Raw genomic sequence first — 17,357 nt, 5'->3', positions numbered from 1 at the left:
GCGGGTGGAAGTCTCGCAGCCCGGGGATCTTAGCGCAGCCTGTGGCATTGGCCACAGGGGCGATTGGCGATACAGACGAGGAGTGATGAGTGCGCAGGTCCTATCTTCTACACGGGTTGTACAGCCTGGCCCTGACCCTGTTGGGCGCGCTGGCGGTGTATCTGGCCTTGCAATACGAGTTCCGCCGCAAGGGTGAAGGGGAGCCGGAGCTGATCATGGCGTTCGCCTACATGGCCTGGTACTGGGCCCTGCCGGCACTGGCCCTGCCGGGCCTGGGCTGCGCACTGCTGGCCTGGCGCGGGCCCGACCCGGTGACCCAGCCCTGGCGCTGGAGCCTGGCGGCCAGCTATGTGCCGCTGCTGGGGCTGGCGTTGTTCAGCGTGCTGGTGGCCATCGAGGCGCTGCTGGAAAATCGCCTGTTCATCCCGGTGATGCTGATCGGCCTCGGGCTCTCGATGTACCTGTGGCGTGGTTTCCCGGCGCCAGGTTCAGTCCGCCGGCTTGCGCCGCAACAGGCCGCGCAGGGCGATCAGCGTCGGTAGGCCCAGGCCCAGCCAGCTCAGGCTGTCCCAGGCCCCGTCTCCCAGTAGCGCCGCGAACAACCCGGCGGCGCAGAGCAGGCCAATGCCCAGGGGCGCGGCGAAGACCTTCCAGAAGTTCGATTGCCGGGGTTTCATGGGCGCACCTGCGGCATCGACTTGCCGGCTCGCCGGCGGACTAGCCACAGGTACAGGCCGCTGCCCAGGACAATGATGGTCAGCACGTCCATCGCCGCCCACAGCACCTTCATCGGCATGCCGCCGTAGTCGCCGAAATGCAGCGGCTGGGACATGCCCATGGCGTCCATGTACCAGGGCCGCCCGGCCACGGCGGTGACCTGCAGGCTACTGGCGTCGATCAGCACCGGGGTCAGCAGGTGTGAAGTCAGGTGGCTGCTGCCCTTGAGGAACACCGCGTAGTGATGCTCGCTGGAAAAGCGTGTGCCGGGGAAGGCGATGAAGTCCGGCTGCATGCCCGGGGCGGCTTCCCTGGCGATATCCAGCAGGCGGCTGGCCGGCGCCAGTGAGGTCAGTGGCGGCGCGTCGCGGTAGGGCGCGACCATGGCGCTGAGGCTGTCGTTGCGCCAGGCGGCGATGATCAGGTCGGCACAAGCGCTGATCACGCCGGTAACGCCCACCACCAGGGCCCAGGTCAGGGTTACCACGCCGATCAGGTTGTGCAGGTCGAGCCAGCGCAGGCGGCTGGACTTGTCCTGGCGCACCGTGGCGAACTTCAGGCGGCGCATGAACGGCAGGTAGAGCACCGTGCCGGAGATGATCGCCAGCACGAAGAGGATGCCCATGAAGGCCAGCAGCAGCTTGCCCGGCAGCCCGGCGAACATGTCCACATGCAGGCGCAGCATGACCATCATCAACCCGCCATTGGCCGAGGGCATGGCCACGGCCTCGCCGGTGCGGGCGTCGAGCATGAAGGTGTGGGAGGCGTTGGGCTCGGTGCCGGCGGTCCTGGCCATGATGGTCATCACGCCATTGGGTTCGTCCTCGTCCCAGCCGAAGTACTGCATGACCTCACCCGGGCGATGAGCCTCGGCGGCCTTGACCAGCTGTTGCAGGTCCAGGTGCGGGGTGTCGGCAGGCATCTCCCGCAGTTCGGGGGAATCCCCCAGCAGGTGGTCGATCTCGTGGTGGAAGATCAGCGGCAGGCCAGTGAGCGCCAGCATCAGCAGGAACACCGTGCAGATCAGGCTGGTCCAGGTGTGGATAAAGGACCAGCGGCGGATTGTCTTGCTTTTCATCGAGGCTCCAATGGCAAAAGGGCCGCGGTTCAGGCGGCCCTTCGGCGAGGGTTTTCCCTTCTTAGAATTTGTAATTCACGCTGGCCATGACGTTGCGGCGGTCGCCGTAGTAGCAGTAGGTGCCGTCGCAGGTCGACATGTATTCCTTGTCGAACACGTTGTTGGCGTTGAGGGCCACGCTGGCGCCCTTGAGCGAGCTGTCCAGGCGGCCGAGATCGTAGTGCACCGCGGCGTCATACACGGTGTAGGACGCGGTATCGCCGTCGGATTTGCGCGCGACATAGGCCAGGTTGCCTGCCGGCACGTTGTTGGTCTCGCCGATATAGCGGGCGCCGAAGCCTACGCCGAAGCCGTCCAGCAAGCCGTTGTGCCAGGTGTAGTCGGCCCAGATCGAGGCCTGGTTTTCCGGGGTCAATGGCAGTGGGCGGTTCTTGTCCTGAGGGTCGCCGACCTTGGTCATCTTGCTGTTGGCATAGGTATAGGCCGCCGTCAGCTTGAGGTTCTCATTGACGTTGCCCACCGCTTCCAGCTCGAAACCACGGACCTTGGCTTCCCCCAGGGGCCGGCTGACACCCAGGCTGTCGGTAAGGACGATGTTCTGCCGGGTCAGGTCGTACACCGCGGCAGTGAACAGCATGTCGCTGCCAGGAGGCTGGTACTTGAGGCCCAGTTCGTATTGCTTGCCGGTGCTGGGCTCGAAGGCCTGGCCCTTGGCGTTGCCGCCGGGTTCGGCCTGGAAGGATTCGGCGTAGGAGATGTAAGGGGTGAAGCCGGAATCGAAGACGTAGCTGAGGGCCGCGTTGCCGGTGAAGGCCTGGTCGTTGCGCTCATCGTGGGGCTTGTTGGCGATGTTGTAGAACCGGGATTCGGTGTGCAGCCAGTCCTGGCGCCCGCCCAGGGTCAGGCGCCAGTTGTCCAGGGCCATCTGGTCCTGGACGTAGAGGCCGGTGCCCTGGCGCTTCTGGTTGTAGTCGTTGTAGGCAAAGTAGGCGACTTTGCTGAAATCCTGACCGTAGACCGGGTTGATGATGTTGCTGGTTGGCGCTTCACCGTACAGCCACTTGTAGTTGGTGTTGACGCGCTGGTAGTCCAGGCCCAGCAACAGGGTGTGCTTGAGCTCGCCGGTGTCGAAGTCGGCCTGGAAGTTGTTGTCCACGGCGAACTGGCTGATGTCCTCGTTGACGATGTTGGCGCCACGGCGCACGGTGCCGTCGGCACTCACCGCCTGGTCGGGCTTGTTGGGCCAGTAGCTGCCACCGGCGGTAATGCCCTGGAACGACAGATCGCTCTTGGTGTAGCGCAGGTTCTGGCGGAACTGCCAGACGTCATCCAGGCGGTGCTCGAAGGCGTAACCCAGTGCGTAGTAGGTCTTGTCGTAGTATTCCCAGCTCGGATCGCCAAGGTTCTTGTGGTACTTGATCTCGCCCGCCGGGCTCGCCAGTTTGGTGCCCTGCAACGGCAGGAACTGGCTGGTGATGCCGGTATCGTCACGATTGAACTGGCTGAGGAAGGTCAGCTTGGTGTCTTCGTCAATGTTCCAGGTCAGGCTGGGGGCCAGGTTGTAACGCTTGTCCTGGTTGTGCTCGATGGCGGTGTTGCTGTCGCGGACCACGCCGCTGACGCGATACAGGAAACGCCCTTCGTCATCGATGGGGCCGGTGCTGTCGAAGCTGATCTGCTTGCGCTGGTAACTGCCGATCTGCAGTTGCACTTCGTGGCTGCTGCTGTCTTCCGGGCGGCGGCTGACCATGTCCAGCAAGCCCCCGGGTGGTGTCTGGCCGTAGACCGAAGACGCCGGGCCGCGGAGCAGGGCTACACGCTCCAGGTCCCAGGTTTCCAGCTTGGGCATGGTGTAGGTGCCCTTTGGCAGGGGCAGGCCATCGAGGAACTGGGTGGGTTCGAAGCCCCGCACCTTCAGCCACTCGGCGCGGCTGTCGCTGCCGTAGCTGCTGGCGGTGACGCCGGGCATGTAGCGCACGGCATCGTCGAGGTTCTGTACCGCACGGTCGCTCATCTGCTCACGGGTAGCGACGGAGATGGAGCGAGGCACTTCACGCAGTTCGGTATCGGTCTTGGTGCCGACGGCAGTGCGCTTGGCCATGTAACCCTCGACTGGACCCCACGCCGTTTCATAGCTGCTCTGGCCGCTGATATTGGTTTGCGGCAAGGCCACCACGCCTTCCGGTGTCGCCACCAGGCTGTAGGTGCCGGCGCTGCTGTGCTCCAGTTGCAGGCCGGTGCCACGCAGGGCCTCACGCAGGGCGCCCGGCGCATCGAACTGGCCCTTGACCGGAGCCGAAGTCTTGCCCGCCGCCAGGGACGGATTCAGGCTCAGGGCCAGGCCGGCCTGGCTGGCGATCTGGTTCAGGGTGCTGGCCAGCGGTGCGGCCGGCAGGTTGTAGGCGCGCACGCTGGTGGACTGTTCGGCAGCCATCAGCGCCGGGCTGGCCAGGGGGGCGCAGAGGGCGATGGCAACGGCCAAGAGACTGGGGCGCAACAGGGTGTCTAGCGGGCGGGACATACGGCGGCTCCTGAATGGAAATGTTTCGCAATTGCCTAGGTGCCGGACGAGATTGGAAAAGTGATAGGGGCGGATTGAAAATAATTTAGATTTAGACTGATTGAGGCTAATTCGCCGGCAAGCCAGCTCCTACGGGATCGGTGCAGGAGCCAGCTTGCCGGCGAAGGCTGCGACACCGACCTCAGTGCTTGGCGTCGGCCTTGGCCACCACCGTCACCCACCAGGGAGTGTGCCGTTCGATCTTCACCGGCAGGGTCGGCAGCAGGGCATTGAGCGCGAGGTCCGTGTCCTGCAATGGGAAACTGCCGGTGATCCGCAGGTCGGCCAGTTCCGGTGCGACGCCCAGGTGACCACGGCGGTAACGGCCCAGCTCATCGATCAGGTCACCGAGCCGGGCGTTGTCCACCACCAGCATGCCCCGGGTCCAGGCGTCGGCCCCCAGGTTCAGGGCCTGCAGCGGGCCGAGGCCATCGCGGCGCATCAGCACTTGCTGGCCTTCCTTGAACACGTGCTCGTCCTGACCGGCTTGCGGCCGCGCCGCCACCGCCGATTGCAGCACCCCGAGGCGGGTGCCCTGGTCCTCGCGCTTGACCAGGAACCGCGTGCCCAGGGCGCGCATGCGGCCGTCGCGGGTTTCGACGATGAACGGCCGGCTGTCGTTGTGCCCGGTCTCGATCAGGATCTCGCCTTCCTGAAGCACGATCCGCCGCTGCTTCTCGTCGAAGCGCACATCCAGCGCACTGTGGGTATTGAGGTTGATCACCGTGCCGTCGGCCAGGCGCAGGGTGCGCTGCTCGCCGGTGGCGGTGCGCTGGTCTGCCAGCCAGTAGTCCATCGGCAGGTAGCGTTCCCCGGCAAACAGCGCCAGGGCGCCGAACAGCACGACGCTGGCGACCCCGCGACCCAGCTTGCGTACCCGCCGGCGCAAGCCTTCGCGCGATTGCAGCAAGGCGTTGCGGGCCGGGCCGGTGGCCACGCCAAAGCGCTGGTCGAGCATGCCCAGCTGGCGCCAGGCGCGGGCGTGTTCTTCATGGGCAGCGTGCCACTTGGCAAACTCTTCGCGCTCCACGGCACTGGCGCCGCCATCCAGCGACAGCTGCCAGGCGATGGCGGCATCCAGCACCTGGGCCGACACCGGCTTGGAACTCATGGGGGTCATAGCGGCTCCCCGTACAGGGCGATGTAGCACTGGCGGATGCCCTGGGCCAGGTATTGGCGCACCCTTGGCACCGAGACCCCCAGGCGTTCGGCGATCTCGGCGTGGCTCAGGCCGTCGAGGCGGTTATAGAGGAAGGCCATGCGCGCCTTGCTGGAGAGCTTGCCCAGCAGGCGGTCGATGGCCTTGAGGTCTTCGAGGATCATCTGCTGTTCTTCGGGCGACGGTTGTTCGCCTTCGGGGATCAGCATCAGTTCGCTGAGGTAAGCCTGTTCCAGCGCGGCGCGCCGGAAATAGTCGAACAGCAGGCCCTTGGCGATGGCCACCAGAAACGCCCGCGGCTCCCGGGGCGCCTTGAGTTCGTCGCGGCCCAGCAGGCGCACGAAGGTGTCCTGGCTCAGGTCCTCGGCCCGCTGGCTGCAGGCAACGTTGCGCCGTAGCCAGGCCAACAGCCAACCACGATGGTCGCGATACAACGCACCAACCAGCTCATTGTGAGGGCTTTGGACTGACGACAACGGAACTCACCAATCGAGAAGTTTAAACTAACGAGAATTATTCGCGATTGTGGCAGAGGCGAAACAGTGGCGCAATTCACGCTGGTCGGCTGCCTTGTGGCTGAAAGAGGGCGGGTGCCCAAGACAAGGAACCAGTTGTGTCGAGGAAACTGGCTCCCGTTGGCGTGCGCAGCGCGCCCAAGGCGTTGTATCAGTTAGATCCAGGACTCAGGTTCTACGGCCGCTGCGCGGCCGAGCGGGAGCAAGCTCCTTCGCCACAGTACGGATGCTCAGAACGAAGGTGCCTGCTGCCGGCGTTTCCACTGGCCCAGGCGCTGTTGCAGGTTCAGCGGGCTGTGGATCTGCTGCTGGCGGGCGCGGTTGAACAGGATCAGCGCCAGCTCCGCGGTGGCCAGGGCATCGGCCGCCGCGTTATGCCGCTCCACCACTTGCAGGTTGAACCAGCGCACCCAGTCGTCCAGCCCGGCTTCGCGGATCTGGGCCTGGGGGCACAGCAGCGGCGCCATGTCCGCTACATCGAGGAAGCTGTGTTGCAGGCGGTAGCCCAGGCTGTCCTTCAGCGCCCGGCCGAGCATGTGCTGGTCGAACGGGGCATGAAAGGCCAGCAGCGGGCTGTCGCCGACGAACTCCATGAAATCCAGCAGGGCCTCCACCGGATCACAGCCGGCGGCGATGGCGCTGGGCCCCAGGCCGTGGATCAGCACGCTGGGGCTGAGCTTGTGGCCCTCGCGTTGCAGGGTGCGCTCGAACTGCTGGCTGAAGTCGATGGCACCGTCTTCGATCACCACCGCGCCAATGGACAGCACCTGGTCGCGGTTGAGGTTGAGGCCGGTGGTTTCCACGTCCACCACTACCCAGCGCTGCTCTCGCAGGCTGCTTTCATTCAGCTCGGTGAAGGCCGGTAGCCGATCGCGACGCTGTTGCTGCTCGGCACTCAGCAGGCTGACTGCGGGGCGGAACCAGGCAAACAGGCTCATAGCTGGTACCGCAAGGCCAGGCTGCTTTGCAGGCGCTGGGCCTGGCGCAGGGATTCACGCAGGATGCGCCGGTCCAGGTGGTTCAGGCTGTCCGGGTCGACCCGGTTGGAATAGGGCTGGTTCTCCCGGGTCTGGCGCTGGTGCTGCTGCATGCGGGTCTGCTGGATGAAGTGATAGGCCTCTTCATAGGCGGCGCCGTCCAGGGGCTCGATCACTTGTTTGGACACCAGCTGGCGCAGGCGCTCCAGGGTATTGATCGCGCCGATGCCGTTGGCCAGGGCCAGCAACCGGGCACCGTCGACGAAGGGGGTGAGGCCCTGGACCTTGAGGTCCAGGGTGGCCTTTTCGCCATTTTTCCTGGCCAGCACGAACTCGCGAAAACGCCCCACGGGCGGGCGCTGGCGCAGGGCGTTTTCCGCCATCATGCGTTGGAACAGACGGTTGTCCGCCACCTGGTCGAGGATGCCCCGACGCAGTTGTTCGGCGCTCTGTTCATCGCCCCAGACCACCCGCAGGTCGAAATAGATGCTCGAACCCAGCAGGTTTTCCGGGGTGGCCTCGCGGATGAAGGCCGCGAAGCGCCGGGCCCATTCAGCACGGGACAGGCACAGCTCGGGGTTGCCGGCCATGATGTTGCCCTTGCACAGGGTGAAACCGCACATGGCCAGGCTCTGGTTGATCTGCTGGGCGATGGGTAGCAGCTTGCCGCGGATTTCTGCCGCGTGGGCCGCGTCCCGGGCCTCGAACAGGATGCCGTTGTCCTGGTCGGTGTGCAGGGTCTGTTCGCGTCGGCCTTCACTGCCAAAGCACAGCCAGCTGAAAGGCACGCCGGGGTCGCCCTTGTCGGCCAGGGTCAGCTCGATGACCCGGCACACGGTGTGATCGTTGAGCAGGGTGATGATATGGGTGATCTGGGTCGAGGAGGCGCCGTGGGCCAGCATGCGCTCCACCAACTGGCCGATCTCGCCCCGCAGCGCCACCAGGTGTTCGACCCGGGGCGCGTTGCGGATGGTCCGCGCCAGGTGCACCAGGTCGACCCGCTGCAGGGAAAACAGATCGCGCTCGGAAACCACCCCGCACAGGCGCTGTTCTTTCACCAGGCAGACGTGGGCGATATGCCGCTCGGTCATGGCGATGGCGGCGTCGAAGGCGCTGTGGTCCGGGCTGAGGAAGAACGGCGCCTGGGTCATGTGCTGTTCGATGGGCTGGTTGAGGTCCTGGGTGCCGTCGGCCACCACCTGGCGCAGGTCGCGCAGGGTGAAGATCCCCAGCGGGGCCTTGCGTTCGTCCACCACGACGATGCTGCCGACCTGCTGCTCATGCATCAGCGCCACGGCTTCGCGCAGCGGCGTCTGCGGTGAACAGGCCACCGGATGACGCATGGCCAGCTCGCCCAGGCGGGTGTTCAGGGAATACTGGGTGCCGAGGGTTTCCACGGCTTTCTGTTTGACTTGCTGGTTGACCTGGTCCAGCAGGCTGCTGACTCCACGCAGGGCGAAGTCGCGAAACTCCGCGGACAGGGCGAACAGCTTGATGAAAGCGCCCTTGTTCAGTTGCAGGCAGAACGTATCTTCGGCGGCGCGATGCTCGGTGCGGGTCGCGCGCTCGCCCAGCAGCGCGGCCAGGGGGAAACACTCGCCGGAAGTGATTTCGAAGGTGGTCTCGGTGCTGCCCTTGGCGGCGTGTGTGCGTTCGCCCACCACGCGGCCCTGCTTGACGATATAGAAGTGCTCAACCGGGCCGTCGGCCGGCTTGATGATGCTGTCGCCGGGGCCGTAGAAGCGCAGTTGGCATTGTTCTACCAGGTAGGCCAGATGCAGCTGCTCCATCTGGTTGAACGGCGGGAACCGTTGCAGGAACTGCACGGTCCCCTGGATGTTCTGCAACACCGCGGTCTTCCCGGCCTGGGTGAAGGCGTCCGCTTTACTCATAACGATTACCGCAGTCTTTTTGGATTTGTTGTGGTCGGATCACGGCATGGTCGGCTGCAACGTCTGGGGTGCCCATTGGACGTAAGTCTAGGTAGCGCCCTAGGGGCCGGACATTTGGCTTTGAAGCGTCGGCAATCAATGCGAAAAAGCTCTGATCAAGACTCTTGGCAATTTTTCCGACGAAGTGCACATTGGAGGCCTGCTTAGCGATGTCTGACCACTGTGCTAGGGGATTGATCTGTTCATGTAGAGAAATGTATGCCCGACCACGATATTTTGAGTGACGCCGAGCGCGAGGCCCTGAGTGCGGTCATGCTGGAACCGGATCTGCCGCCCCAGCGGGTGCTGATCGCCGATGACGACAAGGATGCACGGGAGCTGCTTGCGGAGATTCTTGGCCTGGATGGCATCCGTTGCATCACGGCGGCCAGTGGCAAGGCCGCACTTGAGTTGCTTGAATCGAATAAATCCATCGGCCTGTTGATCACCGATCTGCGCATGGCGCCCTGCAATGGCCTGGACCTGATCCGCCAGGTGCGTGAATCGGAGCGGGCGGCGCTGCCGATCATCATCATTTCCGGCGACGCCGATGTCCGCGATGCCATCGCCGCCATGCACCTGAGCGTGGTGGACTTCCTGCTCAAGCCGATCGACACCACCAAGCTGCTGGCCCTGGTCAAGCACGAGCTGGGCGTGGTGCTCTAGCCGATCCCTTGCCACACAGGCGAAAAAAAGCCCCGGCCTTGCGACCGGGGCTTTTTTAATTACTGCTGGTTACGCGGGCTTACAGACCGTTCTTGGCCTTGAACTCGCGACGCCGGCGGTGCAGGACCGGCTCGGTGTAGCCGTTTGGCTGCTTGGTGCCTTCGATCACCAGTTCCAGGGCGGCCTGGAAGGCGATGTTGCTGTCGAAGTCCGGTGCCAGGGGGCGGTACAGCGGGTCGCTGGCGTTCTGCCGGTCAACCACCGGAGCCATGCGCTTGAGGCTTTCCAGCACCTGCTCCTGGGTGACCACGCCGTGGCGCAGCCAGTTGGCGATGTGCTGGCTGGAGATACGCAGGGTGGCGCGGTCTTCCATCAGGCCGACGTCATTGATGTCCGGCACTTTCGAACAGCCCACGCCCTGGTCGATCCAGCGCACCACGTAACCGAGAATGCCCTGGGCGTTGTTGTCCAGTTCGTTCTTGATCTGCTCCGGCGTCCAGCTCGGGTTGACCGCCAGCGGGATGGTCAGGATGTCGTCCACCGAGGCGCGGGCACGCTTGGCCAGTTCGGCCTGGCGGGCGAATACGTCGACCTTGTGATAGTGCAGCGCGTGCAGCGCAGCGGCGGTCGGGGATGGAACCCAGGCAGTGTTGGCGCCGGCCAGTGGGTGAGCGATTTTCTGTTCGAGCATCGCTGCCATCAGGTCCGGCATCGCCCACATGCCCTTGCCGATTTGCGCGCGACCTTGCAGGCCGGTGCTCAGGCCGATATCGACGTTCCAGTTCTCGTAGGCGCCGATCCATTTTTCGGCCTTCATGTCGGCCTTGCGCACCATGGCGCCGGCCTCCATGGAGGTGTGGATTTCGTCGCCGGTGCGGTCGAGGAAGCCGGTGTTGATGAACACCACGCGCTCGCTGGCCGCCTTGATGCAGGCCTTGAGGTTGACCGTGGTGCGGCGCTCCTCGTCCATGATCCCGACTTTCAGGGTGTTGCGCGGCAGGTTCAGCACCTCTTCGATGCGGCCGAACAGCTCGTTGGTGAACGCCGCTTCTTCAGGGCCGTGCATCTTCGGCTTGACGATGTACATCGAGCCGGTGCGGCTGTTCTTGCGCGACGTGTTGCCGTTGAGGTTGTGGATCGACGCCAGGCTGGTGACCAGGCCGTCGAGGATGCCTTCCGGCACTTCGTTGCCATCCTTGTCGAGGATCGCATCGATGGTCATCAGGTGGCCTACGTTGCGCACGAACAGCAGCGAGCGACCGTGCAGTTTCACCGGCTCGCCATTGACCCCGGTGTATTCGCGGTCGGCGTTCATGGTGCGGGTGAAGGACTTGCCACCCTTGGAAACTTCTTCCGCCAGGTCACCTTTCATCAGGCCGAGCCAGTTGCGGTAGATCACCACCTTGTCGTCGGCATCCACTGCGGCGACCGAGTCTTCGCAGTCCATGATGGTGGTCAGGGCCGCTTCCATCAGCAGGTCCTTGACCCCGGCGGCGTCGGTCTGGCCGACCGGGCTTGTGGCGTCGATCTGGATCTCGAAGTGCAGGCCGTTGTGCTTGAGCAGGATCGCGGTAGGGGCCGCAGCGTCGCCCTGGTAGCCGATCAGTTGCGCGTCGTTGCGCAGGCCGCTGTTGCTGCCGCCCTTGAGGCCGACCACCAGCTTGCCGCCGACGATCTTGTAGCTCACCGAGTCCACGTGGGAGCCGGCAGTCAGCGGCGCGGATTCATCGAGGAAGGCGCGGGCGAAGGCGATGACCTTGTCGCCGCGGACCTTGTTGTAGCCTTTGCCTTTTTCCGCACCATCGGCTTCGCTGATGGCATCGGTGCCGTACAGGGCGTCGTACAGCGAGCCCCAGCGAGCGTTGGAAGCGTTGAGGGCGAAGCGCGCATTCATCACCGGCACCACCAGCTGCGGGCCGGCCATGTGGGCGATCTCTTCATCGACGTTTTGCGTCGTGGCCTGGAAATCCGCCGCTTCTGGCAGCAGGTAACCGATGTCTTGCAAGAAGGCTTTATAAGCCACAGCGTCATGCGCCTGGCCGGCACGGGACTGGTGCCAGGCATCGATACGTGCCTGGAAATCATCGCGTTTGGCGAGTAGGGCTTTGTTCTTCGGCGCCAGGTCGTGAATGACCTTGTCTGCACCGGCCCAGAACGAGTCGGCGGTGAGGCCGGTACCGGGAATGGCTTCGTTGTTCACGAAGTCGAACAGGACTCTGGCGACCTGCAGGCCACCGACTTGAACGTGCTCAGTCATTGCTTGCCTCACTCTGCTCAGCTATTTCGCTTTTCAGCTCTTCAAATTAACAATGAAGCCGGCGGCCATTTAAAGCACAACCCTGTTCTCCAGTACATGCCATCGCTGGCGGCTGGGTCCTTCCAATCAACGGCGGAGCCTTGCTGACGGGCTGTTGCGGGGGTTGCGATCAGGCCTTGGCGGACATCGTTCCAACGTTATGTAGTGCGCGCTGCGGCATACTACATGATGAACTGCGGTTGTGAAAATTAGACTAAAAGCGTCGTTCCGCGACTTTAAAGTGCAGTGCGGTCACGCAGGGGAATGCGATGTTCTCAAAAAGCCGGTGGATTGTTCCATATAAATACAAAAAGTTGTACACGATTTGTGTTTTGCCTTGCGCACCCTCGTAGGAGCCGGCTTGCCGGCGAATGGGCCTTCGGGGTTGGCGTCGGCCTTGCGGGCGCATTCGCTGTCCTGCACAAGCTGCTGCCATATGGGCTGGAAGGCGCGGGGAATGAGGCTGCCTATACTGGATCTTTCATTGCTCAAAGAGGGCTGCGCCATGGACCATCTCGTTCTCACGGTATTCGCCCCGGACAAGGCCGGCCAGGTCGAGCGCATTGCCCAGTGCATCGCCGAGCATGGCGGCAACTGGCTGGAAAGCCGCCTGTCACGCATGGCCGGGCAGTTCGCCGGGATCCTGCGGGTGGCAGTGCCGGCCGAAGCCTACGATGAACTGGTGGATGCCCTGCAAGGCTTGTCGGCCCAGGGCATTCGCGTGCTGATCGCCGAAAGCGGCGTGGAGCAGTCCTGCACCTGGAAACCCATCGCCATGGAACTGGTGGGCAACGACCGCCCGGGAATCGTGCGCGACATCACCCGGCTGCTGGCCGAGCAGGGGGTGAACCTGGAGCGCTTGGTGACCGAGGTGCGCCCAGCGCCCATGAGCAGCGAGCCGCTGTTCCACGCCGAGGCGATCCTTGCGGTGCCCCTGACCCTGTCCCTGGAAGTGCTGCAGGCGCGCCTGGAAACCCTGGCGGACGACTTGATGGTGGAATTGGTCCTGCGCAGCGAGCCCTGAGCCTTGTGAGGGTTATCCCAGTAAACCGTGCATGTGCCTGTGGATAACCTGTAGAGACCAGGCCCTGGCCCAGAGCCAGCGCGGCGTTGCGCCAGTTGATCAAAAAACCAGCAGTTTCAAGGGCTTGTGCACAAAGGGCGGGGATCAGGCTGTGGATAACCTTGGGAAGAACTGCTGCAAGCCACGAAGAACGTGGCCTGCAGGGCTTTGTACGTTTATTGATCAGCGACGCCCGCGCAGGCTGAGCCAGGCATCCACGCTGTATACCGCCAGGCCGGCCCAGATAAACATGAAGGCCAGCAGGGTGCTGGAGGACAGGTGCTCGTCGAACAGCAGCACGGCCTGCAGCAGCACCAAGGTGGGAGCCAGGTACTGGAGGAAACCCAGGGTGGTGTAGGGCAGGTCCCGCGCGGCAGCGTTGAAGCACACCAGAGGTACCAGGGTCACCGGGCCGGCAGCCACCAGCCACCAGGCCTGGGAACTGCTCCAGAACTCGGCATGGGCACTGCTGGCATCGGGGTGCAGCAGCAGCCAACCCAGAGCGATGGGCACCAGCATCCAGGTTTCCACCACCAGGCCGGGCAGGGCCTTGACCGGCGCCTGCTTGCGGATCAGCCCGTAGAAGCCGAAGCTCAGCGCCAGCATCAGCGAGACCCAGGGCAGGCTGCCTACCTGCCACACTTGCTGGGCCACGCCCACCGCCGCCAGGATCACCGCCAGCCACTGCATGCGCCGCAGGCGTTCGCCAAGAATCAGCATGCCCAGCAGCACGTTGACCAGTGGGTTGATGTAGTAGCCCAGGCTGGCTTCGAGCATGCGCCCGTTGTTTACCGACCAGACGTAGGTCAGCCAGTTGGCGGCGATCAGGGTGCCGCTCAGGGCCAGGATCGCCAGGCGCCTGGGGTTGTCTCGCAGTTCGCGCCACCAGCCGGGGTGCTTCCACACCATCAGCAGCAGGGCGCCGAACAGCGCCGACCAGAGCACCCGGTGGATGATGATCTCGACCGCGGGAACGCTGGCGATAGCTTTGAAATAGAGCGGGAACAGACCCCAGATGATGTAGGCGGTCAGACCCAGGATGTACCCGCGGCGCGGGTTGGCGGCTTGCATGCAGAATCCTTGCTTAGGCAGCTAACAAAGCCGCAATTGTAAGGACAATTGTCTAGACCTGTCCTGACTTTTACCCCGCCGCCCACTGTGGACGCCGGCTTGCCGACGAGGGCAATCTCTCGGGCCCTTTCGCTGGCAAGCCAGCTCCTACGGCTGGCGCCCTGGTGTGGACGCCGGCTTGTCGGCGAAGGCGGTTTCTCGGGCCCCTTTCGCTGGCAAGCCGGCTACTGCAGGCCGGGTCAGAACAGCTTGAGGGGTTCTTCGTTGAGGGCCGCCAGCTGTTCGCGCAAGGCCAGCACCTGATCGCCCCAATAACGCTCGCTGCCGAACCAGGGGAAACTGTGGGGGAACGCCGGGTCGTCCCAGCGTCGTGCCAGCCAGGCGCTGTAGTGCATCAGGCGCAAGGCTCGCAGTGGTTCGATCAGGGCCAGCTCCCGCGGGTCGAAATCATGGAACTCGCTGTAGCCATCCATCAACTCGGACAACTGGCCCAGGCATTCCTGGCGGTCGCCGGCGAGCATCATCCACAGGTCCTGCACCGCCGGGCCCATGCGGCAGTCATCCAGGTCGACAATATGGAACATCTCGTCGCGGCACATCATGTTGCCGGGGTGGCAGTCGCCGTGCATCCGGATGTTCTGGTGTGGCGTGGCCTGGTAGACCTCTTCCACCCGCTTGAGCAGGTCCCGGGCCACCGACTCGTAGGCTGGCAGCAGGCTCTTGGGGATGAAGTTGCCCTGCAGCAGGGTTGCCAGGGAATCGTGACCGAAGTTCTTCACCCCCAGGGCTTCGCGGTGTTCGAACGGGCGGGTGGCACCCACCGCGTGCAGGCGGCCCAGCAACTGGCCGAGTCGGTAGAGCTGGTCCAGGTTGCCTGGCTCCGGTGCGCGGCCGCCGCGGCGGGGAAACAGGGCGAAACGAAAGCCCGCGTGTTCGAACAGGCTGGCGCCGTCGTGAATGATCGGCGCCACCACCGGCACGTCGCATTCGGCGAGTTCGAAGGTGAAGCGGTGTTCTTCCAGGATCGCTTCGTTGGTCCAGCGCTGGGGCCGGTAGAACTTGGCGATCAGTGGCTCGCTTTCGTCGATGCCGACTTGATAGACGCGATTTTCGTAGCTGTTGAGCGCCAGCACGCGGGCGTCGCTGAGAAAGCCGATGCTTTCAACGGCGTCCAGGACCAGATCGGGGGTCAGTGTTTCAAACGGGTGCGACATGCTTACTCCTGCGCGCAGCAGGCTGCCGCGTCCGGCCAAGCATGGTAACGCAGACGGGGAGCCAGCGGGGGAGGGTTTGCCGGTGGTTCGGCCGTGCGTCGGGGTCGCCGCCCAGCCGGTTCCTACGGGTGCAGAAGCCGGCCGGGCGCGAGGCGGGGTCAGGCGCCGATGACGCCGCCGTCTTCCCGGGTGATAGCCATGACCGAGGAGCGTGGCTTGCCGTTGAGCAGGTGTTCGGGGAATGTCGAACCGCCGTTTTCCCCAGGGTGCTGGATACCCACGAACAGGGTCTTCTGGTCCGGGGCGAAGGCGATGCCGGTGACTTCGCAACCCACCGGCCCGACCATGAAACGGCGGATCTCACCGCTGTCCGGATCGGCGCAGAGCATCTGGTTGTTGCCCATGCCGGCGAAGTCGCCGCTGTTGCTGTAGTCGCCGTCGGTGAGGATCCACAGGCGCCCGGCCTTGTCGAAGCCCAGCCCGTCGGGGCTGTTGAACATGTTCTGCGGGGTGATGTTGGACGACCCACCCTTGGGTTGGCCGGCGTGCACCCCCGGGTTGCCGGCCACTACGAACAGGTCCCAGGAAAAACTCATGGCACCATGATCGTCGCCGCCGGTGCGCCAGCGCAGGATCTGCCCGTAGACGTTCTTCTCCCGCGGGTTGGGGCCGCCTACCGGCTGGCCGTCCTCGCCACGCTTGGAGTTGTTGGTCAGGGTGCAATAGACCTGGCCGTCCTTGGGGCTGACCACTATCCATTCCGGGCGGTCCATGCGCGTGGCCTGGACCACGCTGGCGGCCAGGCGAGCCTGGATCAGCACCTGGGCCTGGTCGGCGAAGCCGCTGCTGGCGTCGATGCCGTTCTTGCCGTGGGTCAGCTCGATCCACTGGCCCTGGCCCTTGGGGTGGTCCGGGTTGCCGTCGCCGGCATCGAAGCGCGCCACGTACAGGGTGCCGTGGTCCAGCAGGTCGCGGTTGGCCTTGGGGTTGCGGTGGTTGATCTTGTCGCGGCTGATGAACTTGTAGATGAATTCGCCACGCTCGTCGTCGCCCATGTAGACCACGGCGCGGCCGTCGCGGGTTTCGGCCAGGGCGGCGTTCTCGTGCTTGAAGCGACCCAGGGCGGTGCGCTTGACCGGGGTCGATTGCGGGTCGAACGGATCGATCTCCACCACCCAGCCGTGACGGTTGAGTTCGTTGGGGTTCTTCGCCAGGTCGAACCGCGGATCGTGCAGGTGCCAGTTGATCTCCTTGCTGGCCACCACGGCGCCGTAGCGCTTCTGCGCGGCGTCGAATTTCTGCTCGGCGTTGCTGCTGCCGAAGCAGTCGGTGAAGTTCTCTTCGCAGGTCAGGTAAGTGCCCCATGGGGTCTTGCCGTTGGCGCAGTTCTGGAAGGTGCCGAGGACTTTCTTGCCCTTGGGGTCGGCGCTGGTCTTGAGCAGATCGTGACCGGCGGCGGGGCCACTCAGGCGGATCGGCGTGTTGCCGTGGATCCGTCGGTTGTAGCGTGAGCCCTGGACGAACTGCCACTGGCCATTCTTGCGCTGCACTTCAATCACCGACACGCCTTCGCTGGCCTGGGCCTTGCGCACGTCTTCGGCGGATTGCGGCAAGCCGCCATGGGGATAAAGGTAGCGGTAGTTGGTGTATTCGTTATTGATGGCCATCAGCGCGCGGTGGCGGTCGTCCGGGAAGGCGAACAGGCTCATGCCGTCGTTGTTGTCGCCAAACTGCACTTCCTGGGCCCGGGCGGTGCCATTGCCGCTGGGGTCGAAGGCCGGGCCGTTCTTGGCCAGGGGCTGGCCCCAACTGATCAGTACCGAGGACTTGTAGCCAGGTGGCAAGGTGATGCTGTCGCTGGTAGCGGCAGGGATGCCGGCAAAGCCCAGCAACTGGCTGGTGCCGGCGCTGACGCTGGCGGCCAGGGCGCTGCGGCTCAACAGGTTGCCGCCCAGGAACAGCGCTGCACCGCACAGGGCGCCGGCACCGATGAAACCGCGGCGGCTGAGGCCGACCATCTGTTCCAGGTCGGTGGGTTGGTCTTCTTCTAGTAACAGGCTCATATCAGGCTCCCTGCAGGTTTTTGCAGCCACCTTAATGAGCCCCCATG

General features: G+C 64.3%; 14 protein-coding genes. 3 read left to right on the top strand and 11 right to left on the bottom strand.

Features of this window, described 5'->3' with window-relative positions; translation table 11 throughout:
- Positions 1 to 89: 89 nt before the first annotated feature.
- A complete protein-coding gene (locus AC1RL5_RS10410; RefSeq protein ID WP_492589369.1) occupies positions 90 to 542 on the top strand; it encodes a hypothetical protein in 453 nt (150 codons plus the stop codon).
- On the opposite strand, the gene AC1RL5_RS10405 is transcribed toward AC1RL5_RS10410, so the two are convergent.
- The 7 genes from AC1RL5_RS10405 to AC1RL5_RS10375 all read right to left on the bottom strand — a co-directional run bounded on the left by AC1RL5_RS10405 (position 489) and on the right by AC1RL5_RS10375 (position 8,898).
- On the bottom strand, positions 489 to 677 hold the full coding sequence (locus AC1RL5_RS10405; RefSeq protein WP_492589370.1) for a hypothetical protein: 189 nt from the start codon (positions 675 to 677) through the stop codon (positions 489 to 491). The genes AC1RL5_RS10410 and AC1RL5_RS10405 overlap by 54 nt on opposite strands.
- Entirely contained in the window at positions 674 to 1,795 is a 1,122-nt protein-coding gene (locus AC1RL5_RS10400; RefSeq protein ID WP_492589371.1) for a PepSY-associated TM helix domain-containing protein, read from the bottom strand. The genes AC1RL5_RS10405 and AC1RL5_RS10400 overlap by 4 nt, the downstream gene beginning before the upstream one ends.
- 61 nt (positions 1,796 to 1,856) lie before the next feature.
- Positions 1,857 to 4,316 carry a TonB-dependent siderophore receptor gene (locus AC1RL5_RS10395; RefSeq protein ID WP_077934888.1) on the bottom strand — a complete coding sequence of 820 codons (2,460 nt, stop codon included), beginning with the start codon at positions 4,314 to 4,316 and terminating at the stop codon, positions 1,857 to 1,859.
- Positions 4,317 to 4,497: 181 nt separating this feature from the next.
- On the bottom strand, positions 4,498 to 5,475 hold the full coding sequence (locus tag AC1RL5_RS10390; RefSeq protein WP_053154256.1) for a FecR domain-containing protein: 978 nt from the start codon (positions 5,473 to 5,475) through the stop codon (positions 4,498 to 4,500).
- The gene (locus tag AC1RL5_RS10385; RefSeq protein ID WP_011063879.1) at positions 5,472 to 5,990 is read right to left on the bottom strand and encodes an RNA polymerase sigma factor; all 519 of its coding nucleotides are present in this window, start codon (positions 5,988 to 5,990) and stop codon (positions 5,472 to 5,474) included. The genes AC1RL5_RS10390 and AC1RL5_RS10385 overlap by 4 nt, the downstream gene beginning before the upstream one ends.
- A gap of 269 nt (positions 5,991 to 6,259) precedes the next feature.
- Positions 6,260 to 6,967: a 3'-5' exonuclease gene (locus AC1RL5_RS10380; protein WP_065365120.1), complete on the bottom strand. Its 708-nt coding sequence runs from the start codon at positions 6,965 to 6,967 to the stop codon at positions 6,260 to 6,262.
- On the bottom strand, positions 6,964 to 8,898 hold the full coding sequence (locus AC1RL5_RS10375) for a putative nucleotidyltransferase substrate binding domain-containing protein (protein WP_015637279.1): 1,935 nt from the start codon (positions 8,896 to 8,898) through the stop codon (positions 6,964 to 6,966). The genes AC1RL5_RS10380 and AC1RL5_RS10375 overlap by 4 nt, the downstream gene beginning before the upstream one ends.
- Before the next feature lie 258 nt (positions 8,899 to 9,156).
- On the opposite strand from AC1RL5_RS10375, the gene AC1RL5_RS10370 reads away from it, so the two are divergent.
- Positions 9,157 to 9,603, top strand: coding sequence for a response regulator (locus AC1RL5_RS10370; protein WP_015637278.1), 447 nt, complete (start codon positions 9,157 to 9,159; stop codon positions 9,601 to 9,603).
- Between the two features lie 79 nt (positions 9,604 to 9,682).
- Here AC1RL5_RS10370 and AC1RL5_RS10365 read toward each other — a convergent pair whose 3' ends face one another.
- Complete coding sequence (locus tag AC1RL5_RS10365) at positions 9,683 to 11,860, bottom strand: malate synthase G (RefSeq protein WP_011063875.1); 2,178 nt, start codon at positions 11,858 to 11,860, stop codon at positions 9,683 to 9,685.
- Between the two features lie 544 nt (positions 11,861 to 12,404).
- On the opposite strand from AC1RL5_RS10365, the gene AC1RL5_RS10360 reads away from it, so the two are divergent.
- Positions 12,405 to 12,923, top strand: coding sequence for a glycine cleavage system transcriptional repressor (locus AC1RL5_RS10360; RefSeq protein ID WP_011063874.1), 519 nt, complete (start codon positions 12,405 to 12,407; stop codon positions 12,921 to 12,923).
- 222 nt (positions 12,924 to 13,145) lie between these two features.
- Here AC1RL5_RS10360 and rarD read toward each other — a convergent pair whose 3' ends face one another.
- The 3 genes from rarD to AC1RL5_RS10345 all read right to left on the bottom strand — a co-directional run bounded on the left by rarD (position 13,146) and on the right by AC1RL5_RS10345 (position 17,310).
- Positions 13,146 to 14,033 (bottom strand): EamA family transporter RarD, encoded by an 888-nt coding sequence (rarD, locus tag AC1RL5_RS10355; RefSeq protein ID WP_011063873.1) that lies wholly within the window; start codon positions 14,031 to 14,033, stop codon positions 13,146 to 13,148.
- A 239-nt stretch (positions 14,034 to 14,272) separates the two neighbouring features.
- Complete coding sequence (locus tag AC1RL5_RS10350) at positions 14,273 to 15,247, bottom strand: serine/threonine protein kinase (RefSeq protein ID WP_011063872.1); 975 nt, start codon at positions 15,245 to 15,247, stop codon at positions 14,273 to 14,275.
- Positions 15,248 to 15,405: 158 nt separating this feature from the next.
- A complete protein-coding gene (locus tag AC1RL5_RS10345) occupies positions 15,406 to 17,310 on the bottom strand; it encodes a PhoX family protein (RefSeq protein WP_072451758.1) in 1,905 nt (634 codons plus the stop codon).
- Between the last annotated feature and the right edge of the window lie 47 nt (positions 17,311 to 17,357).

Source organism: Pseudomonas sp. GW822-FHT06D10, from assembly GCF_058799535.1.
The sequence above is the reverse complement of the archived record's forward strand: the minus strand, read 5'-3'. Positions and strand labels throughout refer to the sequence as shown.

What these genes read in the sequence shown, in the direction of transcription:
- AC1RL5_RS10405 (WP_492589370.1), bottom strand. Translation starts at nt 677, where the DNA reads ATGAAACCCCGGCAATCGAACTTCTGGAAGGTCTTCGCCGCGCCCCTG.
- AC1RL5_RS10400 (WP_492589371.1), bottom strand. Translation starts at nt 1,795, where the DNA reads ATGAAAAGCAAGACAATCCGCCGCTGGTCCTTTATCCACACCTGGACC.
- AC1RL5_RS10395 (WP_077934888.1), bottom strand. Translation starts at nt 4,316, where the DNA reads ATGTCCCGCCCGCTAGACACCCTGTTGCGCCCCAGTCTCTTGGCCGTT.
- AC1RL5_RS10390 (WP_053154256.1), bottom strand. Translation starts at nt 5,475, where the DNA reads ATGACCCCCATGAGTTCCAAGCCGGTGTCGGCCCAGGTGCTGGATGCC.
- AC1RL5_RS10380 (WP_065365120.1), bottom strand. Translation starts at nt 6,967, where the DNA reads ATGAGCCTGTTTGCCTGGTTCCGCCCCGCAGTCAGCCTGCTGAGTGCC.
- AC1RL5_RS10375 (WP_015637279.1), bottom strand. Translation starts at nt 8,898, where the DNA reads ATGAGTAAAGCGGACGCCTTCACCCAGGCCGGGAAGACCGCGGTGTTG.
- AC1RL5_RS10370 (WP_015637278.1), top strand. Translation starts at nt 9,157, where the DNA reads ATGCCCGACCACGATATTTTGAGTGACGCCGAGCGCGAGGCCCTGAGT.
- AC1RL5_RS10365 (WP_011063875.1), bottom strand. Translation starts at nt 11,860, where the DNA reads ATGACTGAGCACGTTCAAGTCGGTGGCCTGCAGGTCGCCAGAGTCCTG.
- AC1RL5_RS10360 (WP_011063874.1), top strand. Translation starts at nt 12,405, where the DNA reads ATGGACCATCTCGTTCTCACGGTATTCGCCCCGGACAAGGCCGGCCAG.
- rarD (WP_011063873.1), bottom strand. Translation starts at nt 14,033, where the DNA reads ATGCAAGCCGCCAACCCGCGCCGCGGGTACATCCTGGGTCTGACCGCC.
- AC1RL5_RS10350 (WP_011063872.1), bottom strand. Translation starts at nt 15,247, where the DNA reads ATGTCGCACCCGTTTGAAACACTGACCCCCGATCTGGTCCTGGACGCC.
- AC1RL5_RS10345 (WP_072451758.1), bottom strand. Translation starts at nt 17,310, where the DNA reads ATGAGCCTGTTACTAGAAGAAGACCAACCCACCGACCTGGAACAGATG.